We start from the raw sequence: 26359 nt of genomic DNA, 5'->3' as shown, positions 1-26359 counted from the left end.
AGCATACGGAGGAAGGTGCGGGAACGCCCCCGTTGCCTACCATTGGCCGGGACACGACACACGGAGGGAGCGGTGACCGTGCGACGGGACCAGCGGGACCAAGAGGAATCCGCCCGGCACCGCCCCGCCCCGCTCGTCGGCCGCCTCGAACCCCTCGGCGCCGCGCGCGGGCAGCTCGACCGCGGGGGCAGCGTCCTCCTGCACGGCCCGGCCGGGATCGGCAAGTCCACCGTCCTCGCGACCCTCGCCGCGGAGTACGGCCGCACCGCGCGGACCGTGCTGCGCTGCTCCGCCACCGAGTCGGAGTCCCACCTGCCCTTCCTGGCCCTCGCCGACCTTCTCGGGCTGGTCCTGGACGAGGTGTCCGGCGCCCTGCCCGAGGCCCAGCGGGCCGCGCTGGAGTCGGCGCTCACCGGACGCGGCGAGTCCACGCTGCGGCGCGACGCGCTGGCGCTGCGGCTGGCGGTGCTCTCCGCGCTGCGCGCGCTCGCCGCCGAGGGGCCGGTGCTGGTCGTCGCCGACGACCTCCAGTGGCTGGACGCGGCCAGCGCGGAGATCCTCGGCTTCGCCGCCCGCCGGCTGGGCTCCATCCCGGTGCGGCTGGTGGGCGCGGTGCGCACCGAGGGCGACGCGTACGACCGGCGGCTGCCGGCCTTCCCGGCGGACACCCTCGCGGTCCGGCTGGAGCCGCTGGCCCTGGCCGAGGTGTCGGCGCTGCTCGCCGCGCACGGCCACCGCGGTCTGCCCCGTTCCACCGTCCGCGACATCCACCGCACCAGCGGCGGCAACCCGCTCTTCGCGCGCGAACTGGGCCGGGCGCTCGCCGAGAGCCCCGCGCCGCCCCGGCCGGGCGAGCCGCTGCCGGTGCCGACCTCGCTGCGGGCCCTGGTCCTCAGCCGCCTGGAGCTGCTCCCGGACGAGGCCCGCCGCACCCTCCTGGTGGCCAGCGCGGGCGCCCGCCCCACCCTCGCCCTGCTGCGCGCGGCCGGCCGGCCCGACGCCGAGGCGGAGACCGCGCGCGCCGCCGAACTGGGCCTGCTCGCCACCGAACCCGAGGGTCCCGCCGTACGGTTCGCGCATCCGCTGATCTCCGCCGCGCTGTACGCCGAGGCCCCGGCGCCCGAACGGCGGGCCGCGCACGCGGCGCTCTCCACGGCGGCGCCCGACCCGATCGAACGCGCCCGGCACCTGGCCCTGGCCAGCACCGGCACCGATCCGCGGGTCGCGGCGAAGCTGGCCGGGGCGGCCGCCCTGGCCCGGGACCGGGGGGCGCCGTCGGTGGCGGCCTCGCTCGGGCTGCTCGCGGCCCGGCACACCCCGGCCGGCGGCGAACCGGGACCGGACGAGCGGCGGTTGCAGGCCGCCGAGGACGCGCTGACCGCCGGGGAGACCGACCTGGCGCGGGACGTCGCCCGCGAGGTGCTGACCCGGGCGAGCGCGCCCGGCGAACGGGTGCGGGCCTGGATGGTGGTGATCGAGGCGGCCGGGCAGGCGCTCGGCGAGGTCGACGCCGTCTTCCCGCAGGCGCTGGCCGACGCGGGCGAGGAGCCCCGGCTGCTGGCCCTGGTCCACTACCAGCTCGCCTGGCGCGGCCTGGTGCTCCAGGGGGACTTCGCCGAGGGCCGGCGGGAGGCCGCGCACGCCGCCCGGCTGGCCGCGCGGGCCGGGGACCGGCGCACCGAACTGCTGGCGCTCGCCTTCCAGGCGCAGGCCGAGATCCTGATGGGGCATCCGGACGCCCCGGACACCATCGAACGGGCGCTGCGCGAACCGCAGGACCCGCGCGTGGCCTGCCATCACAACGGCGCGGGTTCCGCCCGTTTCCGCTGGCTGGTCATGAGCGACCGGCTGGCCGAGGCCAGGTCCGCCGTCACCGCGCTGCTGCGCGAGGTGCGGCGGCGCGGGATGGCCGAGAGCGAGGTCCACTACCTGCGCTTCCTCGCCGAGACCGAACTGCGGGCCGGGAACTGCGGCCGGGCCCTGGAACTGGCCCACGAGAGCCTCGCCCTGGCCCGGGACGCGGGCATCGGGGAGGGCGCGGGCGCGATGCTCGCCTCGCTCGCCGAGGCCGACGGCGGTGCCGTGGAGCGGGCGCTCGCGCTGGCCCGGGAGGCGGTGGACCGGGCCGAGGAGGACGGGGACGCCGTCTACCTCTCCCGCGCGCTGGCCGCGCTCGGCCACGCCCACCTGGTCGCGGGCGACGCGGGGGCGGCCGTACGGGAACTGCGGCGGGTGCGGGGCCTGGAGGCCGGGGCGGGGATCACCGACCCGGCGCGCGGCCGGTGGCAGGGCGACCTCGCGGAGGCGCTGGTACGGATCGGCGAGACCGACGAGGCGCAGCAGGTGGTCGACGGGGCCCGCGGGCACGCCCTGCGGCTGGGCCGGCAGAGTGTGCTGGCCGTCCTGGACCGGGCCGAGGCGCTGGTACGGGCGGCCCGCGGCGAACCCGAGGAGGCGCTCGTCCGGCTGGCGGCGGTACGGGACCGGCTCGGCGCCCTGGGGCACGGCCTGGAGGAGGCGCGGGCCGCGTTCGCGCTGGCGGCGCTGGGCGGACCGGAGGCGGGGCCGGGGGCGTACGACGAGGCGGCGCGGCTGTTCCGGCGGTGCCGGGCGCTGCCGTGGCTGCGGCGGGTGGAGGCGGCGGCGGGCGCGGTGGGGCCGGGCGCGCCGGGGGCGGGGCTCGCGGGACTCGCCGCGATGGAACGGCAGGTGGCCGCGCTGGTCATGGAGGGGGCGACCAACCGGGAGGTCGCCGGGCGGCTGTTCGTCAGCGTCAAGACCGTGGAGGCGACCCTGACCCGGGTCTACCGCAAACTGGGCATCCGCTCCCGGGTGGACCTGGTCCGGCTGGCGGCGGGGCAACTGGCGCGGTGAGCGCGGGGACCGAGGGTTATCCCTGCCCGGTCCGCATAGGGGGTTCCCCCTCTTGGGCGGGCCGGGGGCGGTTCCCTAGCGTGTGGGTGTGCCACCCGCACGGACGCACGGGGCTCTGTCCCGAGATCCCCGTGTCCCCCACACGCCCGTGCGGACCTGAGGAGCCCTCAGGTGTCGTGCCGGGGGGCGTTGCGGGCCACCACGAGCGGCCCGCAACGCCCCCTCTCCATGACCGCCGCGTCCAGGCGGCGGGCGGCCCGTTCGACGTGCGCCGGCAGGGGTCTGCGGTGCCGCAGGGCGGCGGGCAGGCGGTTGAGGGCCTGGCGCAGGGCGTCCCGGGCGTGCGGGTCGTGCCGGGCCTCGGCGGCGAGCGCGCGGGTGCGGGCCAGGGCGTACGGCAGGGGGCGGCGCAGCCAGGCGGTGAGCAGCGCGTTGCGGCTGACGGCGGCCTGGTGGCCGGTGCGCGGGTCCGGGTGCGGATGGTGGTGGGCGGTGACCTCGGGGCAGTGGGTGACGCCCCAGCCGCGGGCGGCCAGGTCGTAGGCGAGGAGGGTCTCCTCGGCACCGGAGAACAGCAGGGGGTGGTAACCGCCCGCGTCGAGGTACGCCTCGCGGCGGACGACGGCGGCGCGGCCGAGGAAGTCGAGGATCTGGATGCCGGGGAGGTCGGCGGCCGGGCCGAGGGGCGAGGCGGCGAGGACGCCGCTGAGCGGGTCGGCGTACTCGGCGGGCCCGACCAGGGCGCGGGCGGAGAGCAGGCCGAGCCGGGGGTGCTCGTCCAGCAGCTGGGCGGCGGTGGCGAGCGCGCCGGGCGCCCACCAGGAGTCGTCGTCGCAGAAGGCCACGTACGGCGTGTCGAGGGCGCGGACGCCGTCGGTGCGGGCGAGGGCGCCGCGGTCGGACGGCAGGGGCAGGACCCGTACTTGCGGGAAGTCGCGGGCCAGCAGGGCGCGGGTGTCGTCGGTGGAGGCGTTGTCGACGACCAGGATCTCGGGCCGCTCGGGGAGCGCGAGCAGGTGCCGCAGGGAGCGGGCGAGGCCGGCGGAGCGGTCGCGGGTGGCGAGGACGAGGCCCATCGGGGCCGGGCCGGGGCGTGCGGTGCCGGCCGGGGTGCGGGTGGTCGAGGGGGCGTGGTTCACAGGGCCTCGCAGAGGGCGTCGAGCGTGTCGAGGGCGTCCAGGACCTCGGTGGTGGTGATGCGCAGCAGGGCGGGGTCGACGGCGCGGCCGTGCGGGTCGCCGTCCGGGCCGGGGTGCCACAGGGCCCGGTGGCGGGGGTGCGCGGGCGGGCCCCAGCGGCTGGGCGGCACCGGTCCGAAGAGGGTGACGGTGGGCGTGGCGAGGGCGACGGCGAGGTGCGCGACGCCGGTGTCGCCGCTCACCACGGCGTGGGCTTCGGCGACCAGCGCGGCGAGCCGGTCGTAGGGCAGGCCGCCGCCGAAGACGTCGGTGCCGGGCAGGCCGGCCAGGGCGGCCAGCCGGGTCACGAGGCCGCCCTCGGCCCCTCCCCCGGTCACCACGACGCGCAGGCCCCGCTCCCGGAGCCGGCGGGCGAGCGCCGCGTACCGCTCGACGGGCCAGCAGCGGGAGGGGGCGCCGGCGCCGGGGTGCAGGACGACCGCCCCGGGGGCCGGGGACGCCGCCCGCGGGCGGGGCAGCAGCAGGTCGGTGGGGTCGGCGGCGATGCCGTACGCCGTCAGCAGCCGGCACCAGCGGTCGCGTTCGTGCTCCTCGGCGTACCAGGGCGGCCCGTCGCCGCGCGGCAGGTCAGGGTGGGCGAACGCCAGCAGTCTGCGCGGGCGCACTCCGGCCAGCAGGCGGTGGCTGGACGGGCCGTTGCCGTGCAGGTCGACGGCGACCTCGGGGGGCGGGCCGGTCCAGTGCAGGGCACGGGGCACGGTGCGGCCGGGTCCGGCGGCGGGCAGCAGCCGGTCGACGGCACCGGTCGCGGCCGCGACGGGGGCCAGCTCCTCGGGTCCGGCCAGCACGAGGTCGTGCCCCGGGTACGCCCGTCGCAGCGCGCGCAGCGCGGGGACCCCGGCGAGCAGATCCCCCAGTCCGAGCGCCCGCAGGACGAGCAGGCGGGGCACCGGCGCGCGGTCCGAAGCGGCCCCGGACTCCGGGCCGGCCCCGGGTTCGAGGGGCGCGGACGTGCCGGGGGCCCGTGCCGTCGTCACCGGGCTCGCTCCGCCGCGCGGGCCAGCAGGGCGGTGGAGGAGCGGCCGTCGAGGTAGGGGAGGAGGACGGCCTGGCCGCCCCACTCCGCCAGGAGTCCGGCCTCGGGGAGGTCCGCGCCGGCGTAGTCGCCGCCCTTGACCCAGACGTCGGGGCGCAGGTCGCCCAGGAGGCGTTCGGGGGTGTCCTCGTCGAAGACGGCGACGGCGTCGACGCAGGCCAGGGCGCGCAGGACGCGGACGCGGTCGGCGAGGGGGTTGACCGGGCGGCCGTCGCCCTTGCGGCGCCGTACGGAGGCGTCGGAGTTGACGCAGACCACCAGGCAGTCACCGAGCCGCCGGGCCGCCTGGAGCAGACCGACGTGCCCGGCGTGCAGCAGGTCGAAGCAGCCGCCCGCGGCGACGACCGTGCCGTGCTGGGCGCGGACCCGGTCGGCGAGGACACGCGGGTCCTCGAAACCGGATTCCGGGGCGTCGGGTCCGCAACGGACGCCCGGCCGGGCCGCGACGGACCCGCGCCCGCCCCTCGGATCGGCGACAGGTCCATCCCCGGCACCCGACACGACATCGCCCGCTCCCCAACCGGTACCCGACCCGACGTCGACAGGCCCGCGACCGGCACCCGACACGGCCCGGACGGGCCCTCGGCCGGCACCCGACGCGGCCCGGACGGGTCCGCGCCCGGCCTCCGGCAGGACCCGGACCGGTCCGCGACCGGCGTCCGGGAGGGCGCTCGCGCCGCCCGCGGCGACGAAGGCGGTGGCGGCGCCCACCGCGGCCTCGACGGCCTCGCCGACCAGCGCCCCGTCGGCCAGCAGCCCGGCGGCCGTCGCGGCGAACCGGTCGCCCGCGCCGCAGGAGTCGCCGGGGTGGGCGTCGGGCGCGGGCACGAGCAGCGGGTGCTCGCCGTAGGAGAGCAGGGCGCCGCGCGGGCCGAGGGTCACCGCCACCGCGGCGACCCGCCAGTTCCGCACCAGGGCGGCGGCGCTGTGCGCGGCGGCGCCGAGGCCGCTGCCGGGCCGGCCCTCCGGCGGGGCGAACCCGTGCGCCTCCTGCTCGGCGGGCGTCACCAGCCGGGTGCCCGGCACGGGGGCGCCGCCGCGCGGATGCGGGTCCCAGACCAGCGGCGGCCGGGCGGCGAGCACGTCCCGGAGGGCGTCGGCGGTGCCCCGGCCGTAGTCGGAGACGAGGACGGCCGGGGCGGAGCGCAGCGCGGCGCGGGCCTCGTCGGTGGCGGCGCGGGCGCGTCCGCCGCCCCGGTCGAGCCGGACCACCGGGTGCGCCCGCGCCAGGACGCGGGTCTTCTCGGGCAGCGTGCCGGTGGACGGCAGCGCGATCAGCGTCAGCCAGGGGTCGAGCAGGGCGCGCAGCTCTCGGGCGGCGGGGTCGTCGCCCAGGGCGGTGATCAGCGTGACGTCGCGGCCGTCGCGGGCGGCGAGCCAGGCGGCGAGCGCGGCGCCCCCGGGACGGACCCGCTCGGCGCAGTCCCGGACCACCGGGACCGGCGCGTCCGGCGCGAGCCGGTCGGCCGAGCCGGTCAGGTCCCGGTCCAGCAGGGCGTCGCCCACCACGACGAGGGGGGTCCGCTCAGCCATGGGCACCCCTCGCGTCCGCGCCCCGGTCGAGGGCGGCGTCGAAGGCCGCGCAGATCATGTGCACGGCGACCAGGTGGATCTCCTGGACGGTCGCGGTGCCGGGCGCCGCCACGCACAGCGACTCGTCGCTGCCCGCCATCAGCGGGTTGGGTTCGCAGCCGGTGAGCGCCCACACCCGGACGCCGACCGCGCGGCCCGCGTCGGCGGCGGAGAGCAGGTTGGCGCTGGCGCCGGAGGTGGACAGCAGCATCAGTACGTCGCCGTCGCGGCCGTGCGCGCGGACCTGCCGGGCGAACACCTCGTGCACGCCGTAGTCGTTGGCGATGGCGGTGGTGCTTGAGGTGTCGGCGTGCAGGGCGATCGCGGAGAACGGCGGCCGGTCCTCGCGGTAGCGGCCGACGAGTTCGGCGGTGAGGTGCTGGGCCTGGGCGGCGCTGCCGCCGTTGCCCGCGGCCAGCAGCCGGCCGCCGCCGGAGAGCACCGACGCGAGCCGTTCGCCCCAGCGCTGGGTGATGTGCGCGGAGCGGCGGAACGCCGCCAGGGCGTCCCGGAGTTCGTCGCAGTGATCGACGACGGGCGGGTGCACGGTCATCACGCCACCTCCTCGGCCAGCTCGTGATCGGCGACGGTCAGGCGGTACACCTGTTCGGCGCCGTCCGCGACCCGCCGCCAGGTGTAGTGCCGCAGCACGCGTGCCCGCCCGGCCGCCCCGTACTCGCGGCGCAGCTCCTCGGCGGCGAGCAGTTCGCGGGCGGCGGCCGCGACCGCCCCGGGGTCGCGCGGCGGTACGAGGCGTCCGGTGACGCCGTCCGACACGGAGTCCCGGTGGCCGCCGACGTCGGTGGCGAGCACCGGCACCCCGCACGCCATCGCCTCCAGCGGCACGATGCCGAACGGCTCGTAGTGCGGGGTGCACAGGACGAGGTCGGCGCTGCCCATCAGGGTGGGCATGTGGTGCGGGTCGACCGCGCCGAGCAGGTGGACGCGGTCGGCGACGCCCAGCCGGTGCGCGAGCGCCGTCAGCCGCCGCGCCTCGGGGTCGGCGGCCAGCGCGTCGGCGGGCGGGCCGCCGGCGATGAGGAGTTCGGCGTCGGGCAGGCCGGCCAGGGCGCGCACGGCGTCCTCGTAACCCTTGCGGGGGACGAGCCGGCCGCAGGACAGGAGCCGGTGGCGCCGTCCGCGCGCGGGGGCGCGCCCGGCGTCGGCGCCGGGCCGGAAGTGGGTGGCGTCCACGCCGCAGGGCACCACGGAGATCCGGCGCGGGGGCACGCCCATCTCACCGAGTTCGACGACCTCGTCGGTGCAGGTCGCCAGGGTCCGCGCGCAGGTGCGGCCGATCTGCCGCTCGATGCCGACGCGGGCGTACGGGCTGGTGTCCCGCAGTCCCTGGTGGCGCCGCTTGACGGTGCCGAGGGCGTGGAAGGTCTGCACCAGCGGGACGCCGTGCGGCTGTACGCCGATCTGTGCGGCCAGCCCGGACATCCAGAAGTGGGCGTGCACCACGTCGGGCCGTGCGGCCGTCCAGACCCGCGCCAGATGGGCGCCGAAGGCCGGCATGTGCGGGAACAGGTCGTCCTTGGGCAGGATCTCGGCCGGTCCGGCGGGGACGTGCTCGACGGCGGCGCCGCCGGGCAGCGGTACCCGGTCGGGCAGGTCGAGCGAGTCGCGGCGGGTGTACACCGTGACCTCGTGGCCCCGGCGGGCCAGTTCCTCGCTGAGCCGTGCCACGTAGACGTTCTGTCCTCCGGCGTCGACGCCGCCGAGCGCGGCGAGCGGACTGGCGTGCTCGGACACCATGGCGATCCTCATCGGGTCACCTCCTTCAGCAGCCGCTCCCAGTCGTCCAGGAAGCGGGACAGCCCGTAGCGGGCGAGGGCCGCCGCGCGCGCCTCGTCGCCGACCGCGCGCGCGTGCGAGGGGTCGGCGAGGAAGCCGCGTACGGCGTCGGTCAGTACGTCGACGCGGTTCGAGACCACCCCGGCGCCGGGCGGCACCGCCTCGGTCACCTCGGTGGTGGCGAGGGCGACGACGGGCATGCCCAGGTGCATGGCCTCCAGCAGGGACAGGCCGAGGGAGGTCCAGCGCACGGGGTGGAGGTAGACGCGCCGCCGGGCCAGTTCGGTGTGCAGTTCGCTCTGGACGACGTCCCGCGCGCGGCAGCGGTCGGGGGCCAGGCCGAGGTGTTCGGCGAGTCCTTCGGCGCGCATGCCGAACACGTCGAGGGGGGCGGCGCGGGAGAGCGCGGGCAGCAGGTCGGTGCCGGTGGTACGGCCGCGCCGGACGGGTTCGTTGACGACGACGGCCGCCCGCTCCAGTTCGCCGGTCCAGCGGTGGCCGGGGTCGACGACGCCGTGCTCGACGACGGCCGTCTCGGTGCGGCCCGCGTCCCACATCAGCCGGTTGAAGTGGGTGACGTGGACGAGGGTGACGCCGGGGATCGCGGCGGCCGGGTGGCGGGTGTCGGGCACCCCGGGCGGGCCGTGCGGGGCGTTGTGCTCCAGGTACACCAGCGGCGGGCGGCGGCCCAGCCACCGGTCGACCAGGCCGAGTTCGTGCGGGCGTTGCAGCACCACGAGGTCGATGTCGGCGTCGCGCAGCCGCTCCGGCGGGACCTCGACCACCGAGTCGGGCCAGTCCCAGGTGCGGGCGCGGCCGAGGCCGTCGGGTCCGCGGCCGGGGGTGACGGGCAGCAGGTAGGTGTGCGGGCCCTGCACGAAGGACGTGGTCCACGACCCGTGCACGTGCCACAGGAGGATTCTCATGACGCCTCCCCGACGAGTTTGCCGACGGCGGCGGTCACGTCGGTGGCGGTGACGGTGTCCAGGCAGGGGTGGCCGGGGACGGGGCACCGCCGGGCCCGGCTGCCGGCGCAGGGCGCGGCCTGGTCGCCGAGGAGGACGTACGGCACTCCGTACGGTCCCCAGCGTTCGGCCGGGACGACCGGCGCGAACAGGGAGACGACGGGGGTGCCGACGGCAGCGGCGAGGTGGGCGGGGGCGGTGTTGCCGGTGACGACGGCCGCGGCGCCCGCGAGGACGCCGGCGAGTTCCGGTGCCCGGGTACGGCCGCCCAGGTCGGTGCCGTGCGTTCCGGCGACGTACGCGGTGAGTTCGCGTTCGTCCGGTCCGCCGGTGACCAGCACCCGGTGTCCGGCGGCGGTGAGTTCGCGCACGGCCTCGGCGGCCCGGCCGGGGCTCCAGGCGCGGGCGGGGACGGCGGCGCCGGGGTGCAGCACGACATAGCGGCCGGGGCCGGTCAGGGCGGTGGTGTCCGGGGGTCTGCGGACCCGCAGCCGCCCGTCGTCGGGCCGGGGGAACCCGGCGGCCTCGGCGAGGTCGAGTGCGGCCTCGGCCTCGTGGGCGTGCGGGGCGCGGTGGTGGCGCACGTCGAGCAGGGAGCCGGGGTAGTCCTCGCTGTCGGCGGCCAGGCGGCGGACCCCGGCCAGCCGCAGCAGCAGGGCGGTGGGCAGCGGGGACTGGTGGAAGGAGGTGAGGATCAGGCCGGTGTCGGCGTCGATCCGGTCGGCGAGGGCGTCGATCTCCGCGCGGTCCACGGGCGGCGGCCGGAATCCGCCCCAGGGCGCCTCCCAGACGAGGACCTCGTCCACGCCCGGCAGCAGCCGGGCGGCGGGGGCGCCGCGCGGCCCGCACAGCAGGGTGACGTGGTCGGCGCGGGCGGCGACGGCGCGGACGGCGGGCCCGGCGAGCAGCACGTCGCCGAAACTGTCCAGCCGGGCGACCAGGGCTCTCATCGCGCGCTCCCCGCAGCGGTGCCCCGGACCCGGCCCGCGGGCGGGCCGTCGAGCAGCGCGCGTACGGCGGCCCGCAGGTCGGGGGCGACGCGCGGGGCGGCGCTGATCTCCGCGGGCCGGGTGCGGGCGTTCGGGACGAGGATGCCGTGGGCGCCCGCGCGCCGGGCGGCCTCGACGTCGGCGCCGATGTCACCGATGACGGCGCAGTCGGCGGGCGGGAGACCGAGGCGGCCGGCCGCCCACCGCACCATGCCCGGCCGCGGTTTGCGGCAGGGGCAGCCGTCGTCGGGGCCGTGCGGGCAGAGGGCGACGACGTCGAACGGGCCGAGCAGTTCGCCGAGCCGGTGGTGGACGCGGCGGACGTCGGCGTGGGTGAGCAGGCCGCGGGCGATGCCCGACTGGTTGGTGACGACGCCGGTGCGGATGCCGTGCGCGCGCAGCAGGTCGACGGCCTCGCGGGCGCCGGCGACGGGCCGTACCCGATCGGGGTCGCCGTTGTAGGGGACGTCGTGGACGAGGGTGCCGTCGCGGTCGAACAGGACGGCTTTGACGGGGCTCATGCGACCACCTCCTGCCAGGCGGGGGCGGACCGGTGCCGCCACTCCCCGCTGAGCCGGTGCCAGGTGGCGGCCGGCGGGATGAGGACGCTGGTGACGGCCATGGTCGTCACCTCGTGCCGGGTGCGCGGTCCGGGCGCGATCCGGGCCCAGGCGAACTCGGCGGTGCCGGCCGCCCAGCCGAGCCCGGCGAGGGCGGCGGCCCGGGGCCGGCCGGCGGCGGCCAGCGCGAGAGCCGCGGCGCCCGCCGCGGTGATCGCGGCGTGCCGGCGGACCCGGCCCCTGGGGGCCATCGCCTTCGCCCACCAGGTGGGGCCGTGCAGGCGGCGCATGAGGGCGTCGTCGGCGTTGCCGCGCTGCTGCCGCAGCGACACCCAGCGGGAGGCGGAGCGCACCGGGTGCCGGGTGGTGCGCCGGCCCTGCCGGATGCGCCACCCGGCGTCGAGGACGCGCAGCGCCAGGTCGGCGTCCTCGCGGAAGGCGCGGGTGAACCGTTCGTCGAAGCCGCCGACCTGTTTGAGCGTCTCGGTGCGGTACGCCATGTCGGCGGTGATCCAGCGGGCGGTGGCGAGGCCGGCGGTGCCGCGTTCCCAGTCGGTGGGGCGGCGTTCGCCGGGCAGCGGCACGGCGATCACGCCCGGGATGCCGCCGGTGTCCGGGCCGGCCCCGTCGAGGTCCTGGCGGAGCTGTTCGCACCAGTGCGGGCCGACCTGGACGTCGTCGTCGAGGAAGACGGCCCATTCGGTGGTGACCGCGCCGAGCCCGGTGTTGCGCGCGGCGGCGGGACCGCGTCCGCCGCCGCGCAGCACGATCGTGCGTTCGCGCAGGTCGCCGAGGACGCCGAGCGGGTGCTCCAGCGCGTCGGGGCCGGCGCCGGGTGTGGCGTCGAGTGCGCGGCGGTCGTGTTCCGGCCGGTCGTCGACGAGGACGATCTCGTCGGGGCGGGGCCCGTTGGCGGCGACCAGCGCGGCCAGGCAGTCGGCGAGCGTGGTCCGCACGAGGGTGGGGATCACGACGGCGTACCCGGTCGTCGCGGGGCCGGAGTCCGTGGGGCCGGAGTCCGTGGGACCGGGGTTCGTGGGGCCGGTCATGCGAAGACCCTCCCCCGGCGCACCGCGAACGGGCCGATCGCCAGCAGGTCCACCGGCGCGGAGCCGAAGCACTCCAGCGCGTCGCGCGGGTCGTCGACCATGGGCCGCCCGGCGGTGTTGAGGCTGGTGTTGACCACGACGGGCAGCCCGGTGCGCCGCTCGAAGGCGGTCAGCATCCTGGCGACGAGGGGTTCGCGGCGCGCCTCGACGGTCTGGACGCGGGCGGTGCCGTCGACGTGCACGACGGCCGGGACACGCGCCCGCCACCCGGCGGCGACCTCGTGCACGAAGAGCATGTACGGGCTCGGCAGCGGCCCGGCGAAGATCTCGGCGGCGCGGTCGGCGAGCACCATGGGCGCGACCGGGCGGAACTCCTCCCGGCCCTTGACGCGGTTGAGCCGCTCCAGGTTCTCCGCGCGGCCCGGGTGGGCCAGCAGGGAGCGGTGTCCGAGGGCGCGCGGCCCGTACTCGCCCCGCCCCTGGAACCAGGCCACGATCCCGTCCCGGGCCAGCTCCTCGGCGACCGTCTCGGCGATGTCGTCCGGTTCCTCGAAGGGGATCGCGGCCGTCTCCAGCCAGGCCCGGATCTCCTCGCCGGTCCAGCTCCGGCCGAGGTCGGCGCCGGGCATCGGCCGCGGGGCGGTGCCCTCCCGGGCGGCGGCGACGTGCAGGGCGGCGCCGAGCGCGGTGCCGGCGTCACCGGCGGCGGGCTGCACCCAGACGTGCCGGTACGGTCCGCGCTCGGCGATCTTCGAGTTGGCGACGCAGTTGAGGGCGACGCCGCCCGCCATGGTGAGGGCCTCGCCGCCGGCCTCGCCGTGCAGCCAGTGGACGAGTTCGAGCAGCGTCTCCTCCAGGACCGCCTGGGCGCTGGCGGCGAGGTCGGCGTGGTCCCGGGTCCAGTCCTGGCCGCCGGGGCGGGCCGGGGCGAGCGAGGCCCAGTCGACGCCGTGGGTGCGGAAGCCGCCGTCGCCGGTGGCGTGGACGCGGGCGCGCAGCGCGTCGAGGAAGCGGGGGGTGCCGTAGGAGGCGAGTGCCATCACCTTGAACTCGTCGCTGCTGCGCAGGAAGCCGAGGTGCTCGGTCAGGTCCTCGTAGAGCAGGCCGAGCGAGTGCGGCAGGGCCTGGGCGGCGAGGGTGTCCAGCTTGCCGTCGCGGTAGCGGCCGGCCAGGTGGGAGGCGCACTCGCCGCGTCCGTCGAGGACGAGGACGTCGCTGTCGGGGTACGGGGAGGCGGGCCCCGCGGAGGCGGCGTGCGCCATGTGGTGCGGGACGAAGACGACCTGCTCGGGGTCGAGTCCGGGCAGCGCCTCGGCCAGGAACTCGGGGGCCCGCCGGGCGTACTCCTGGCGCAGCGGGTCCCACGGGTCGTCCAGGCCCAGGTCGCGGGCGGGGCGGGCGAGCTTCGGGTCGTAGGAGTAGGCGACCGCGTCCAGCTCCCCGGGGCGGACGCCCGCGTGCTCCAGGCACCAGCGGGCCGACAGCTCCGGTACCTCCCAGGCCGAGAAGGGCACGGGCCGCTTGCCGTGCTTGCGGCGGCTGAACCGCTCCTCCTCGGCGGCCGCCACGGTCCCGCCGTCCACGACGAGGGCGGCGGCGGGGTCGTGGAACAGGGCGTTGATACCAAGGATGCGCATGGGGTGTGCTCCGTCCCTGCGGCGGATGGTGCTGCTGAGGCGTTCGGTGCCGGTCGGTGTCGGTCGGTTTCTCTCCGTGTCTGTGGGTGCCGCGCAGAGATGACCTCAAACACCAACAAATCACCCAATTCAGGAAACGGGCACCGAACCGCCCTCGGTGACCGCGACGGTCTCGGTGACCTCGGTGACCTCGGTGACCTCGGTGACCTCGGTGACTTCTTTCGAGTGGCGTTTCGGGTCACGCCGCGACGGCGTGTGCGAACCACCCGATGGTCCGCTGCAGTCCCTCGTTCCAGTCGGTGCGGGGCCGCCAGCCGAGCCGTTCGCGGGCCAGGGTGGTGTCCGGCCGGCGCCGGCCGGGGTCGTCGACGGGGCGTTCGACGAACCGGACCCGGGAGCCGGAGCCGGTCAGGTCGATGATCCGCCGGGCCAGTTCCAGCACGGTGATCTCCTCGGTGCCGCCGATGTTCATCGGCCCGCTCTCGCCGGACGCGGCGAGGGCGAGGACCCCGTCCACGGTGTCGTCCACGAAGCACAGGGAGCGGGTCTGCCCGCCGTCCCCGGCGACCGTGAGCGGCACGCCGTCCAGCGCCTGGGCGATGAAGGCGGGCACCGCGCGGCCGTCACCGGTACGCATGCGGGGGCCGTAGGTGTTGAAGATGCGGACGACGGCCGTGTCGGTGCCGTGGACCTGGCGGTGGGCGGTGGTGAGGGCCTCCGCGAACCGCTTGGACTCGTCGTAGACGCTGCGCGGTCCGACCGGGTTGACGTTGCCCCAGTACGTCTCGCGCTGCGGGTGCTCCAGCGGGTCGCCGTAGACCTCGGAGGTGGAGGCGAGCAGGAAGCGGGCGCCGTCGGCGTGGGCCCGCTCCAGGGCGTTGCGGGTGCCGGTGGAGCCGACGTCGAGGGTCTCCAGCGGGAGCCGGAGGTAGTCGAGGGGCGAGGCCGGGCAGGCGAAGTGCAGGACCAGGTCGAACCGGCCGGGCAGGCCGCGCAGGGCGCCGGCGTCGGTGGCGTCGGCCCGGACGAAGCGGAAGCGGGGCTCCCGCTCCAGGGCGGCCACGTTGCTCCGGGAACCGGTGGCCAGGTTGTCCAGGCACACCACCTCGGCGCCGGTGCCGAACAGCCGGTCGCACAGGTGGGATCCCACGAATCCGGCTCCGCCGGTCACCAGCGCCCGGCGCCAGGGCCGGCCGCTCACGAGGCTGTCGCTCACGGGGCTCTCCTTCCTCTCGCCTTCACACGCGTGTCGGCGCGAGTAACCCGGCGGACGCCTTCCGTACCTCGAACGATCATTCGACAGGCCGCCGCGCGGCGCGTTCACCGGCTACGGGGGCCGTTCCCTACGATCGTCGGGTGGCCACCTTCTTCCTGGAACGCACGGCACCGCTGCCGCTGGACGAGACCTGGCGCCGGCTCACCGAGTGGCACCGCCACGGTGCGGCGGTGCCACTGACCCGCGTCACCGTCACCCCGGACGCGCCCACCCGTGTCGGCACCCTGGTCGTCGCCCGCACCGGCGTCGGCCCGCTGGCCTTCGACGACCCGATGGAGGTGACCGTCTGGGAACCCCCGCACGACGACGGGCCCGGCCGCTGCCGCCTGGAGAAGCGGGGCCGGCTGGTCCGGGGCTGGGCGGAGATCGAGGTCCGCCCCGGCCCGGGCGGCCGCACCCGCGTGCTGTGGCGGGAGCGGCTGGACGTCCTCCCGTCCCCGCTCGACGGGCTGGTGGGCCGCTCGGGACGGTACGTGTTCGGCCGTGCCGTCAACCAGTTGCTGAGACGGCCGTGAAAACCACCCGAACGGCGCAGAAGCGGCTCAGGCCACCGACCCGGCCCGCCGCCGCGGCGCCGCCGCCGCCCCGTCATGGTGGATCGGCGTGTGCGCCCCCGTCAGCGGCACCCCCGTGCCTCCGTGCCGCGCCGCGACGATCTCGGCGGCGATGGACAGAGCCGTCTCCTCGGGGGTGCGGGCGCCCAGGTCGAGGCCGATCGGGGACTTGAGGCGGGCCAGTTCCAGGTCTGTCACGCCGACCTCGCGCAGCCGCGCCGCCCGGTCCAGGTGGGTGCGGCGCGAGCCCATCGCACCGACGTACGCCACCGGCAGCCGCAGCGCCCGTTCCAGCAGCGGTACGTCGAACTTGGCGTCGTGGGTGAGGACGCACAGGACGGTGCGGTCGTCCACCTCCGTGCGCTCCAGGTACTCGTGCGGCCACGCCACGACGATCTCGTCGGCGTCGGGGAAGCGCGCCTCGGTGGCGAAGACGGGACGCGCGTCGCACACCGTCACCCGGTAGCCGAGGAACTTGCCGGCCCGGGTCAGCGCGGCGGCGAAGTCGATCGCACCGAAGACGATCATGCGCGGCGGTGGCACCGAGGACTCCACCAGCACCGTGAGCGGCGCTCCGCAGCGGGCGCCCCGCTCACCAATCTCCAGGGTGCCGGTGCGTCCGGCGGCCAGGAAGGCGCCCGCCTCGGCGGCCACCGTGCGGTCCAGTTCGGGACGGGCGCCGAAGCCGCCGTACCAGGAGCCGTCCGGACGGACCCCGAGCGCGCGTCCCCGCAGGCCGGGCGGGCCCGCCACGATCCTGGCGAGGGCCGCCGCCTCCCCGCGTACGGTGGCGGCGAGCGCGGCGGCCAGCACCGGGCGGGCCGGGTCGCCGGCCCGTACCGGCGTGACCAGGACATCAAGGACGCCGCCGCAGGTCAGACCGACCGCGAAGGCGTCCGCGTCGCTGTAGCCGAAGCGCTCGGTGACGGTCTCGCCGTCCGCGAGCGCCTGGCCGCACAGCTCGTAGACGGCGCCCTCCACGCAGCCCCCGGAGACCGAGCCGACCGCCGTGCCGTCGGCGTCCACCGCGAGGGCGGCGCCGGGCAGGCGCGGGGCGCTGCCGCCGACGGCCACCACGGTGGCCACGGCGAAGTCACGTCCCTGCTCGACCCACCGGTGCAGCTCTTCGGCGATGTCCAGCATCTGTTCGGTCTCCTTGGAGTGAGGGGGAAATCCTGGTGCGGGGCCGGGTGGACGGGTTCCCGGGCGGGCCGCTAGTGCACGCCCAGCAGGCTCTCGATCGGGTGCAGGGCGAAGTAGACGACGAAGATCACCGTCAGGACCCACATGAAGACACCGATCTCCCTGGCCCTGCCCTGGGCGGCCTTGATGGCGGTGTACGCGACGACGCCCGCGGCGACGCCGGTGGTGATGGTGTAAGTGAACGGCATCAGCACCACGGTGAGGAAGACCGGGATCGCGGTGGCCCGGTCCGCCCAGTCGACGTGCCGGGCGTTCATCAGCATCATCGCGCCGATGACCACCAGGGCCGCGGCGGCGACCTCCTGCGGGACGATCGCGGTGAGCGGGGTGAAGAAGAGACAGGCCGCGAAGAACGCGCCGGTGACGACGGAGGCGAGGCCGGTGCGGGCGCCCTCGCCGACGCCGGTGGCGGACTCGATGAACACCGTCTGGCCGCTGCCGCCCGCCACCCCGCCGATCGCGCCGCCGGCGCCGTCGATGAACAGCGCCTTGGACAGGCCCGGCATCCGGCCCTTGTCGTCGGCGAGCTTCGCCTCGGTGCCGACGCCGATGATGGTCGCCATCGCGTCGAAGAAACCGGCCAGCACCAGGGTGAAGACGATCATGCCGACGGTCATCGCGCCGACCTCGCCCCAGCCGCCGAACTCGACCTCGCCGAAGAGCGAGAAGTCCGGCATGGAGACCGCGCTGCCGTGCAGTGCGGGGGCGACGCCGCCCGCCCACTGCCCGGGGTCGATGACCCCGGCGGCGTTGAGCAGGGCCGCGGCGAGCGTGCCCACGACGATGCCGACGAGGATCGCGCCGGGGACCTCGCGGGCCTGCAGCATGAAGATCAGCAGGAGGGTGCAGCAGAAGAGCAGCACCGGCCAGCCGGTGAGTTCGCCCGCCGGGCCGAGGCTGAGCGGGGTGGCCTCGCCCTGGTGGACGAACCCTGCCTTGTAGAAGCCGATGAGCGCGATGAACAGGCCGATGCCCATGGTGATGCCGTGCTTGAGGGCGAGCGGGATCGCGTTCATGATCATCTCGCGCAGGCCGGTGACCACCAGCAGCATGATGACCACGCCGTACAGCACGCACATGCCCATCGCCTGCGGCCAGGTCATCTCGGGGGCGACCTGGGACGCGAGGACGCCGGAGACGGACAGGCCGGCCGCGAGCGCGAGCGGCACCTTGCCGACGAAGCCCATCAGGAGGGTGGTGAAGGCGGCGGCGAACGCGGTGGCGGTGATCAGCGCCTTGGCGGCGAGGGTGTCGCCCGCCGCGTCCTCGCCGGACAGGATCAGCGGGTTGAGCAGGAGGATGTACGCCATCGCCATGAAGGTGGTGACGCCGCCGCGCACTTCGCGCGCGACCGTCGATCCCCGCCGGGATATGTGGAAGTAGCGGTCGAGCCACGACCGGCCGGCCGGGACGCGGGAACCCGCGCCCGCGTCCTCGGCGGTGGTCGTGGGCTCCACTGACTGCTGGGTCATGGTGCCGTCTCCCAAGGTTCACAGGGGCACCCGCGATCGCCTGCGGCGGACGGCGGGTGCGGGATCGGGGATGCACGACCCGGGGGACGGCCCAGGGCGAACAGTCCGGTGCCGGTCGGGTACCGCTGGGGGTACCGGTGCCGGTCGGGTACCGCTCGGGTGCGGATACCGGTCCGGTACCGCTCAGGTACCGGTTGGTACGAGTACCGGTCCGGTACCGCTCAGGTACTGGTGCCGGTCAGATGCTCCGGGCGTACCGGAGTCCGGTCGAGCGCCAGGCCCGTCGCGTTCCGGATGGCCGCGAGGACCGCCGGGGTGGACGACAGGGTGGGTGCCTCGCCGATGCCGCGCAGCCCGTACGGGGCGTTGTCGTCGGCGAGTTCGAGCACGTCGACCGGGATGGTCGGCGTGTCCAGGATGGTGGGGATCAGGTAGTCCGTGAAGGACGGGTTCCTGACCTTGGCGGTCTTCGGGTCGACGACGATCTCCTCCATCACCGCCATGCCCAGGCCCTGGGTGGTGCCGCCCTGGATCTGGCCGATGACGGAGAGCGGGTTGAGGGCCTTGCCGACGTCCTGGGCGCAGGCCAGCTCGATCACCTTCACCAGGCCGAGTTCGGTGTCCACCTCGACGACCGCGCGGTGCGCGGCGAAGGAGTACTGGACGTGACCGTCGCCCTGCCCGGTGCGCGGGTGGAACGCCTCGGTGGGCCGGTGCCGCCACTCCTCCTCCACCTCGACGGCCTCGTCCTCCAGGACGTCCGCGAGGCCGGCGAGGACCTCGCCGCCGTCGGTGACGACCTTGCCGTCCTCCAGGAGGAGTTCGGCGTTCGCCCAGGCCGGGTGGTACGAGCCGAACTTGCGGCGCCCGATCTCCAGGACCCGCTCCCGGACCAGCTCGCAGGCGTTCTTCACGGCGCCGCCGGTGACGTACGTCTGCCGGGAGGCCGAGGTCGAACCGGCCGAGCCGACCTGGGTGTCGGCCGGCTGGATGGTGACCTGCGTGACGCCCAGCTCGGTGCGGGCGATCTGCGCGTGGACGGTGACGCCGCCCTGGCCGACCTCGGCCATCGCCGTGTGGACGGTGGCGACGGGCTCGCCGCCGACCACCTCCATGCGCACGCGGGCGGTGGAGTAGTCGTCGAACCCCTCGGAGAAGCCGACGTTCTTCAGGCCGACCGCGTAGCCGACGCCGCGGACGACACCCTCGCCGTGGGTGGTGTTGGACAGGCCGCCGGGCAGTTGCCGTACGTCGGCACCCTCGCTGGACTCCCACTGGCGCTCCGGCGGCATCGGCATCGCCTTGACGCGGCGCAGCAGTTCGGCGACCGGCGCGGGTGAGTCGACGCGCTGGCCGGTGGGCAGGAGGGTGCCCTGCTCCATGGCGTTGAGCCGGCGGAACTCCACCGGGTCCATGCCGAGTTCCCGGGCCACCTTGTCCATCTGCGCCTCGTAGGCGAAGCACGCCTGCACCGCGCCGAAGCCGCGCATCGCACCGCAGGGCGGGTTGTTGGTGTAGAGGGCGATCGCCTCGATGTCGACGTCCTCGATCACGTACGGGCCCACCGAGAGCGAGGAGGCGTTGCCGACGACCGCCGGGGAGGCGGAGGCGTAGGCGCCGCCGTCCAGGACGATCCGGCACTTCATGTGGGTGAGCTTGCCGTCCCTGGTGGCGCCGTGCTCGTAGGTGAGGCGGGCGGGGTGGCGGTGGACGTGGCCGAAGAAGGACTCGAAGCGGTTGTAAACGATCTTGACGGGTTTGCCGGTGCGCAGCGCCAGCAGACAGGCGTGGATCTGCATCGACAGGTCCTCGCGCCCGCCGAAGGCGCCGCCGACGCCGGAGAGCGTCATCCGGACCTTGTCCTCGGGCAGGCCGAGCACGGGCGCGATCTGGCGCAGGTCGGAGTGGAGCCACTGGGTGGCGATGTACAGCTCGACGCCGCCGTCCTCGGCGGGTACCGCGAGGCCGGACTCGGGGCCGAGGAACGCCTGGTCCTGCATGCCGAAGTAGTACTCGCCCCTGACGACGACGTCGGCGCGGCGCGCGGCCGCGTCGGCGTCGCCGCGCACGATCGGCTGGCGGTGCACGATGTTGGGGTGCGGGACGTGGCCGATGTGGTGGTCGTCGCGGTTCTCGTGGATCAGCAGCGCGCCGGGGGCGGTGGCGGACGCCTCGTCGGTGAGGACGGGCAGCTCCCGGTACACCACCTTGATCTTGGCGGCGGCGCGGCGGGCGGTCTCCGGGTGGTCGGCGGCGACGATCGCGACCGGCTCGCCGTGGTGGCGGACCCGGCCGTGGGCGAGGACCGGGGTGTCCTGGATCTCCAGGCCGTAGTGGCGCACCTCGGTGGGCAGGTCGTCGTAGGTCATGACGGCGTACACGCCCGGCAGCGCGAGGGCCTCGCCGGTGTCGATGGAGACGATCTCGGCGTGCGCGACGGTGGAGCGCAGGATCTGGCCCCAGAGCATGTCCTCGTGCCACATGTCGGAGGAGTACGCGAACTCGCCGGTGACCTTCAGGGTGCCGTCCGGGCGGAGCGTGGACTCGCCGATGCCGCCCTTGGTCCGGTAGCCCTGGGTGAGTTCGGTGGGTGCGCCGTTGGCAGCCATGCTCAGACCTCCTCGGACTGGCGGGCGGCCGCCAGGCGGACCGCGTCCATGATCTTCTCGTAGCCGGTGCAGCGGCACAGGTTGCCCGAGAGCGCCTCGCGGATGTCGGCGTCGGAGGGGTTCGGGTTGCGCTCCAGCATCTCGTCGGCGGCGACCAGCAGACCGGGGGTGCAGAAGCCGCACTGGACGGCCCCGGCGTCGATGAACGCCTGCTGGACCGGGGCGAGTCCGGTGCCCTCGCCGGTCTGGGAGTCGGTGCCGCCGGGCGGCCGGCGCCGGGCGTCCGGCAGGGAGGTGCCGCGGGCCCCGCTGCCGCGGGAGCGCTCCTTGGCGAAGTCCGCCAGGCCCTCCACGGTGACGACCTCGCGGTCCTGGGCCTGTCCGGCGGCGACCAGGCAGGAGCAGACCGGCACGCCGTCCAGGCGGACCGTGCAGGAGCCGCACTCGCCCTGCTCGCAGGCGTTCTTGGAGCCGGGCAGGCCGAGGCGCTCGCGCAGGAGGTAGAGGAGGGACTCGCCCTCCCAGACGTCGTCGGCCTCCTGCGGGCGTCCGTTGACGGTGAGGTTGACGCGCATCACGCAGCTCCCTTGGTGGTGCGGCGGGTGCCGCGGTAGGTCTCCCAGGTCCAGGTGAGCGTCCGCCGGGCCAGCACGCCGATCGCGTGGCGGCGGTAGCTCGCGGTGCCCCGGACGTCGTCGATCGGGTTGCAGGCGGCGGCGCACAGCTCCGCGAACTGTCTGGCGACCGACGGGGTGATGATCTTTCCGTTCTCCCAGAAGCCGCCCTCGTCGAGCGCCGCGTTCAGGAACTCCTCGGCCGTCTTCGCCCGCACCGGCGTGGGCGCGGCCGAGCCGATGCCGGTGCGGACCGTGCGGGTCTCGGGGTGCAGGGCGAGGCCGAACGCGCAGACCGCGATGACCATGGCGTTGCGGGTGCCGACCTTGGAGAACTGCTGCGGGCCGTCGGCCTTCTTGATGTGCACGGCGCGGATCAGCTCGTCGGGCTCCAGGGCGTTGCGCTTCACGCCGGTGTAGAACGCGTCGATCGGGATGCGGCGCGACCCGCGCACCGACTCGGCCTCGACCTCGGCACCGGCGGCGAGCAGCGCCGGGTGGGCGTCGCCGGCCGGGGAGGCGGTGCCGAGGTTCCCGCCGACGCCGCCGCGGTTGCGGATCTGCGGGGAGGCGACGGTGTGCGAGGCGAGGGCGAGGCCCGGCAGCTCGGCGCGGAGGTTCTCCATGATCTTCGTGTAGGGCACGGCGGCGCCGAGCCGTACGGTGTCCGCTGCGGCCTCCCACTCGGCCAGCTCGCCGACGCGGTTCAGGTCCAGGAGGTACTCGGGCCGGCGGTGATCGAAGTTGATCTCGACCATCACGTCGGTGCCACCCGCGAGGGGGACGGCGGTGGGGTGCTCGGCCTTGGCGGCGAGCGCCTCCTCCCAGCTTGCGGGGCGAAGGAAGTCCATGACCGGCTCTCTTCTGGAGTCGTGTGGGGCATACAGATCGAGCCACACCGGTTGCGGCCGGCCGGGCTCGTTCATGTGCTGTTCACGTGGAGTGGCCTCAGTACACCGCTCTGTGCTCCACCGGGGTCAGTCACCGAAACCATGAAGGAGTTGGCTGGCCAGGACGGCCGCCTTGTAGATTCGTATGAAGGGAGGACCTCCGGTAACCTCCACGTTTTCCCGAGGAAACGCGCGACCCGATCGCGTGACCTGCGACACGGCCGTCAGTCCCCACCCGATGAACCCCCCAGACCCCACAGACCCATCCCACGGACCCAAGAGACAGAGAACGGCGGCGACGAGAATGCGGCTGCGCGCACTGCTGGACACCGACGCGCTGGGCCTCAGGCTGCTCGGCGGCGAGGACGAGCTGGACCGCACGGTGCGGGGTGTGATGACCACCGACCTGCGGGACCCCAGCCGCTATCTGTCGGGCGGGGAACTGGTCCTGACCGGGCTGGCCTGGCGGCGGGACGCCGGCGACTCGGAGCCGTTCGTCCGTCTGCTGGCGCAGGCCGGGGTGACCGCGCTGGCCGCCGGTGAGGCCGAGCTGGGCCGGGTGCCGGAGGACCTGGTGGCGGCGTGCGTCCGGCACCGGCTGCCGCTCTTCGCGGTGCACGAGTCGGTGGCGTTCGCGACCATCACCGAGCATGTGGTGCGGCAGGTCTCCGGGGAGCGCGCGGGCGACCTCGCGGCCGTCGTGGACCGGCACCGCCGGATGATGACCGCCGGTCCGGCGGGCGGCGGCCCGGACGTCGTCCTGGACCTGCTCGGCTCCGACCTGGATCTGCGGGCGTGGGTGCTGTCGCCGACCGGGCGGCCGGTCGCGGGGCCGCGAACCGCCGGTGACGCGCTGCCCCCCGAGGTGTGCGCGAGGCTCGCGGCGGAGCATCTCGCGGCCACCCGCGCGGGGCGCCGGGCCCCGCACCGGGTGGTGCTGGGCGCGACGACGTACAGCCTGTTCCCGGTACGCGGCTGGGGGCAGCGGCCGGGCGCGGCGGACCGGCCCGAGCGGGGCGGCCGGGAGGCGGGCGGCCGGGACGCGCGCGCGACGGTGCTGTCCGACTGGCTGCTGGCCGTCGAGGCGGACGCCGGGGACTGGGCCGAGGAACGGCTCGACCTGCTGTACGGCGTCACCCAGCTCATCGCGGTCGAACGGGACCGGCGGGACGCGGCCCGCACGGTGCGGCGGCGCCTGGCGCAGGAGGTCCTCGAACTGGTCCGGACCGGCGCCGCGCCCGCCGAGACGGCCGCCCGGCTGCGGGTCGCCGCCCCCGTGCTGCTGCCCGGCGTCGGCGCGGCCCCGCACTGGCAGATCGTGGTGGCCCGGGTGGAGTGGGACGGCGGCGACCCGGACAGCGGTCCGGTGGCCCAGACGCTGCTGGAGGAGATCCTCGTCGACCCGCGGGCGACGGGCCCCGAGCACTCCGACCGGATCGCCGTCGCGCACGACGGTGCCGAGGCGATCGCCCTGGTCCCGCTGCCGGCGGTGGCCGGCGAGCACGACGGCTTCGAGGCGGGCGTGCGGGCCGAGGCGCTGCTGGAGGCCGTACGGGACCCGCTGACGGCCGGGCTGGACGGGGACGGGCGGGTCACGCTCGGCGTCAGCGCGGCCGTGCACTCGGCGGAGGGGCTGCGCGGCGCGCTGGAGGAGGCACGGCACGCCCGGCGGGTGGCCGCGGCCCGTCCGGGGCGGGTCTGCGCGGCGGGCCACCAGGAACTGGCCTCGCACGTACTGCTGCTCCCCTTCGTCCCCGACGACGTGCGCCGGGCCTTCACCGCCCGGCTCCTCGACCCGCTGCGCGACTACGACCGGCGCCACCGCGCCGAGCTGATCCCGACCCTGGAGGCGTTCCTGGACAGCGACGGCTCCTGGACGCGCTGCGCGGCCCGGCTCCACCTGCACGTCAACACGCTGCGTTACCGCGTCGGCCGGATCGAGCAGTTGACGGGCCGTGACCTGTCCCGCCTGGAGGACAAGCTCGACTTCTTCCTCGCGCTGCGGATGAGCTGACCCGCGGGGCCCGGCGGGGTCCGCCACGCTCCCCACCGCGTCCGCCGGGAGTCCCACGACTTTGTGAAATCCTTCACCCGCCCTCTTGGCCGGGCCGGTCGTTCCGTGCTCTGATGCGGCCACCACTCGGGCTCGACGGTGTGCTGAGGAGGGCAACGTGGCGCATCCCGCCATGTCCGGCAGGGGATCCACCGCCAACGACGATCCGCTCCAGACCGCGATATGGCGGCTGCGTTCGCGGGCCTGCTGGGTCGACGCGGCGGCGCTGCTGCGGCCGGACACGGCGGCCGCCGCGCTCCAGCGGGCCGCGCTGCTGGTGGAGCGGTGTCTCTACACCGAGCAGGGGTGGGCGGAGGCCGAGGACGCGCTGCGCACCGCGGAGGCGCTGGCCGACAGCGACGAGGAGCGGGGGGCCGCCGCGTGCGAACGCGGGCACCTCGCCTACGCCGCCACGCTGCACGCGGTGCGGGACCGCTCCGACGAGGCGCGGGCGGCGCTCGGCCGGGCGGCGGCGCTGATCGCGCCGGGGGCCCCCGGGCGGGCCCTGCTGGACTTCCGGCGCGGGCTGCTCGCGGAGAACCTGGCGCACTCGCCGCAGTCGGCGCGGGCCGCCTACCGGCGGGCGCACGCCGGGGCCACCGCCCACGCCGACCCGCTGCTGCTGTCGTTCACCTGGCGGCACCTGGCCGGGCTGGCGCTGCGCGACGGCGACCTCGCCGAGGCCCGGCACGGCTTCACCGAGTCCCTGCGCATCCGGGAGGAGCTGGGCTACCTCGTCGGTACGGCACCGGCGCTGGCCTCGCTCGCGGAGACGGCGGCGGAACCGGAGGCGTCCCGGCTCCGCGAGGAGGCCCGCCGCCTCTTCCGCCTCCTCGGCGGCGTCCCGACCTGGCTCGCCCGGCACCTGGCACCCCCGCCGGCACCGGGCGCGGCGGCCCAGGCCACGGCCTGACGCCGGCCGGTTCGCGCGCGTAGGCCCGCCCCTACGTTCGCGCGCCGGAGGCGGGGGTCGCCCCCGGGGCCGGGCGCCGAGGGCCGGACCGGACCCGGCGCGGTTCAGCGCGTCCCGGTGAAATGTTCCGCCACGAGCGTGCGGACCATGTCCGTGTCCCCGGCGATCAGCGCGTCCAGCAGCGCCGTGTGCTCGTGCGCGTCGGCGACGAGGTCGGCCCGGCCGCGGGCGGCGGGGCCGCCGACGAGCGGCCACTGCGCGCGGCGGTGCACGTCGTCCGCGATCCGCACGAGCTGCTCGTTGCCGGACAGGGCGAGCACCGCGCGGTGGAAGGCGCGGTCGGCCTCGGCGTAGGTGGCGCGGCAGCCGGAGGAGGCGGCGCGGACGGTCGCCTCGGCCTGCGGGCGCAGCTCCGCCCAGCGCTCGGCGGGCACCGTGCGGGCCAGCCGCAGCATCACCGGGACCTCGATCAGGGCCCGCACCTCGGCCAGCTCGGCCAGTTCCCGGGGGGCCCGCTCGACGACCCGGAAGCCCCGGTTGGGCACGACCTCGACGGCGCCCTCCAGCGCGAGCTGCTGCATCGCCTCCCGCACGGGTGTCGCCGAGACCCCGAAGCGGTCGCCGAGCGCGGGCCCCGAGTAGACCTCGCCGGGCCGCAGCTCGCCCGCGACCAGCGCGGCCCGCAGCGCGGCGAGGACCTGCCCGCGCACCGAGGACCGCTGGACGAGGGGGCGCGTGCGGGACAGCGGCGGCGGGGCCGGCGGGCGGGTGGGCTCGGCAGGGGCGGGGTCGGCGTGGGTGTGGGCGTGGGTGCGGGTGTGCTCGCCGCGTTCGGCGCCGCCCGCCCCGGGCTGCGCCGGCACCCGGACCACCGGTGCCGCGGCCGGCGGGGCGGTCCGGACCCGGGGGACCTCCGGCCCGGCGGAACTCTGCGCGCCTGGCTGCACGGGGTCCTCCAAAGGACGTGTCGGTACTTGAGGTCATTACGGCGAGTTGTCACCCACCCGTCAAGCACCCTAGGCGCAGACCGCGCCAGGTCAAATACAGCTCCAAATACAGCGGATCTTGGGTAAGGTAAGGCTTACCTCCAAATTGCC

The 26359-nt window shown here is 76.1% G+C and carries 21 protein-coding genes; 4 read left to right on the top strand and 17 right to left on the bottom strand.

Annotated elements, in window-relative coordinates; all coding sequences use genetic code 11:
* Nucleotides 1-72 precede the first annotated feature (72 nt).
* A complete protein-coding gene (locus tag ABEB00_RS25750) occupies nt 73-2874 on the top strand; it encodes an AAA family ATPase (protein ID WP_345622592.1) in 2802 nt (933 codons plus the stop codon).
* Nucleotides 2875-3041: 167 nt separating this feature from the next.
* Here ABEB00_RS25750 and ABEB00_RS25745 read toward each other — a convergent pair whose 3' ends face one another.
* The 11 genes from ABEB00_RS25745 to ABEB00_RS25695 all read right to left on the bottom strand — a co-directional run bounded on the left by ABEB00_RS25745 (nt 3042) and on the right by ABEB00_RS25695 (nt 14894).
* Nucleotides 3042-3950, bottom strand: coding sequence for a glycosyltransferase family 2 protein (locus tag ABEB00_RS25745; protein WP_345622654.1), 909 nt, complete (start codon nt 3948-3950; stop codon nt 3042-3044).
* A gap of 59 nt (nt 3951-4009) precedes the next feature.
* A complete protein-coding gene (locus ABEB00_RS25740) occupies nt 4010-4963 on the bottom strand; it encodes a glycosyltransferase family 9 protein (RefSeq protein WP_345622652.1) in 954 nt (317 codons plus the stop codon).
* A gap of 83 nt (nt 4964-5046) precedes the next feature.
* A complete protein-coding gene (rfaE2, locus tag ABEB00_RS25735) occupies nt 5047-6642 on the bottom strand; it encodes a D-glycero-beta-D-manno-heptose 1-phosphate adenylyltransferase (protein WP_345622591.1) in 1596 nt (531 codons plus the stop codon).
* The gene (locus ABEB00_RS25730; RefSeq protein WP_345622590.1) at nt 6635-7234 is read right to left on the bottom strand and encodes a D-sedoheptulose-7-phosphate isomerase; all 600 of its coding nucleotides are present in this window, start codon (nt 7232-7234) and stop codon (nt 6635-6637) included. The genes rfaE2 and ABEB00_RS25730 overlap by 8 nt, the downstream gene beginning before the upstream one ends.
* Nucleotides 7234-8451 carry a glycosyltransferase gene (locus ABEB00_RS25725; RefSeq protein ID WP_345622589.1) on the bottom strand — a complete coding sequence of 406 codons (1218 nt, stop codon included), beginning with the start codon at nt 8449-8451 and terminating at the stop codon, nt 7234-7236. The genes ABEB00_RS25730 and ABEB00_RS25725 overlap by 1 nt, the downstream gene beginning before the upstream one ends.
* Complete coding sequence (locus tag ABEB00_RS25720) at nt 8448-9404, bottom strand: glycosyltransferase (protein ID WP_345622588.1); 957 nt, start codon at nt 9402-9404, stop codon at nt 8448-8450. The genes ABEB00_RS25725 and ABEB00_RS25720 overlap by 4 nt, the downstream gene beginning before the upstream one ends.
* Complete coding sequence (locus ABEB00_RS25715) at nt 9401-10393, bottom strand: glycosyltransferase family 9 protein (protein ID WP_345622587.1); 993 nt, start codon at nt 10391-10393, stop codon at nt 9401-9403. Before ABEB00_RS25715 ends, ABEB00_RS25720 begins: the two co-directional genes overlap by 4 nt.
* Entirely contained in the window at nt 10390-10953 is a 564-nt protein-coding gene (locus ABEB00_RS25710; RefSeq protein WP_345622586.1) for a D-glycero-alpha-D-manno-heptose-1,7-bisphosphate 7-phosphatase, read from the bottom strand. Before ABEB00_RS25710 ends, ABEB00_RS25715 begins: the two co-directional genes overlap by 4 nt.
* Nucleotides 10950-12041, bottom strand: a complete 1092-nt coding sequence (locus ABEB00_RS25705; protein ID WP_345622585.1) for a glycosyltransferase family 2 protein — start codon at nt 12039-12041, stop codon at nt 10950-10952. Before ABEB00_RS25705 ends, ABEB00_RS25710 begins: the two co-directional genes overlap by 4 nt.
* Nucleotides 12038-13678, bottom strand: coding sequence for a carbamoyltransferase family protein (locus ABEB00_RS25700; protein WP_345622584.1), 1641 nt, complete (start codon nt 13676-13678; stop codon nt 12038-12040). Before ABEB00_RS25700 ends, ABEB00_RS25705 begins: the two co-directional genes overlap by 4 nt.
* 238 nt (nt 13679-13916) lie before the next feature.
* Nucleotides 13917-14894, bottom strand: a complete 978-nt coding sequence (locus ABEB00_RS25695; protein WP_345622583.1) for an NAD-dependent epimerase/dehydratase family protein — start codon at nt 14892-14894, stop codon at nt 13917-13919.
* A gap of 140 nt (nt 14895-15034) precedes the next feature.
* Here ABEB00_RS25695 and ABEB00_RS25690 point away from each other — a divergent pair, with 140 nt between their 5' ends.
* Nucleotides 15035-15469 (top strand): SRPBCC family protein, encoded by a 435-nt coding sequence (locus tag ABEB00_RS25690; RefSeq protein WP_345622581.1) that lies wholly within the window; start codon nt 15035-15037, stop codon nt 15467-15469.
* Nucleotides 15470-15496: 27 nt separating this feature from the next.
* Here the strand turns inward: ABEB00_RS25690 and ABEB00_RS25685 are convergent, their stop codons facing one another.
* The 5 genes from ABEB00_RS25685 to ABEB00_RS25665 form a co-directional block, all read right to left on the bottom strand.
* The gene (locus ABEB00_RS25685) at nt 15497-16651 is read right to left on the bottom strand and encodes an XdhC family protein (protein WP_345622580.1); all 1155 of its coding nucleotides are present in this window, start codon (nt 16649-16651) and stop codon (nt 15497-15499) included.
* A 71-nt stretch (nt 16652-16722) separates the two neighbouring features.
* Complete coding sequence (locus ABEB00_RS25680; RefSeq protein WP_345622579.1) at nt 16723-18183, bottom strand: NCS2 family permease; 1461 nt, start codon at nt 18181-18183, stop codon at nt 16723-16725.
* 221 nt (nt 18184-18404) lie between these two features.
* Entirely contained in the window at nt 18405-20792 is a 2388-nt protein-coding gene (locus ABEB00_RS25675) for a xanthine dehydrogenase family protein molybdopterin-binding subunit (RefSeq protein WP_345622578.1), read from the bottom strand.
* A gap of 2 nt (nt 20793-20794) precedes the next feature.
* Nucleotides 20795-21367, bottom strand: coding sequence for a (2Fe-2S)-binding protein (locus ABEB00_RS25670; RefSeq protein WP_345622577.1), 573 nt, complete (start codon nt 21365-21367; stop codon nt 20795-20797).
* On the bottom strand, nt 21367-22257 hold the full coding sequence (locus ABEB00_RS25665) for an FAD binding domain-containing protein (protein WP_345622576.1): 891 nt from the start codon (nt 22255-22257) through the stop codon (nt 21367-21369). Before ABEB00_RS25665 ends, ABEB00_RS25670 begins: the two co-directional genes overlap by 1 nt.
* Nucleotides 22258-22600: 343 nt before the next feature.
* On the opposite strand from ABEB00_RS25665, the gene ABEB00_RS25660 reads away from it, so the two are divergent.
* Together ABEB00_RS25660 and ABEB00_RS25655 are read left to right on the top strand one after the other, a co-directional pair.
* Nucleotides 22601-24310, top strand: coding sequence for a PucR family transcriptional regulator (locus ABEB00_RS25660; RefSeq protein WP_345622575.1), 1710 nt, complete (start codon nt 22601-22603; stop codon nt 24308-24310).
* Nucleotides 24311-24467: 157 nt separating this feature from the next.
* Nucleotides 24468-25262, top strand: coding sequence for a hypothetical protein (locus tag ABEB00_RS25655; protein WP_345622574.1), 795 nt, complete (start codon nt 24468-24470; stop codon nt 25260-25262).
* A gap of 104 nt (nt 25263-25366) precedes the next feature.
* Here ABEB00_RS25655 and ABEB00_RS25650 read toward each other — a convergent pair whose 3' ends face one another.
* Complete coding sequence (locus tag ABEB00_RS25650; protein WP_345622573.1) at nt 25367-26209, bottom strand: GntR family transcriptional regulator; 843 nt, start codon at nt 26207-26209, stop codon at nt 25367-25369.
* Nucleotides 26210-26359 lie beyond the last annotated feature (150 nt).

It is taken from the genome of Streptomyces ziwulingensis, from assembly GCF_039542605.1.
GTDB lineage: Bacteria > Actinomycetota > Actinomycetes > Streptomycetales > Streptomycetaceae > Streptomyces > Streptomyces ziwulingensis.
This window is presented reverse-complemented; position numbering and strand designations above follow the sequence as displayed.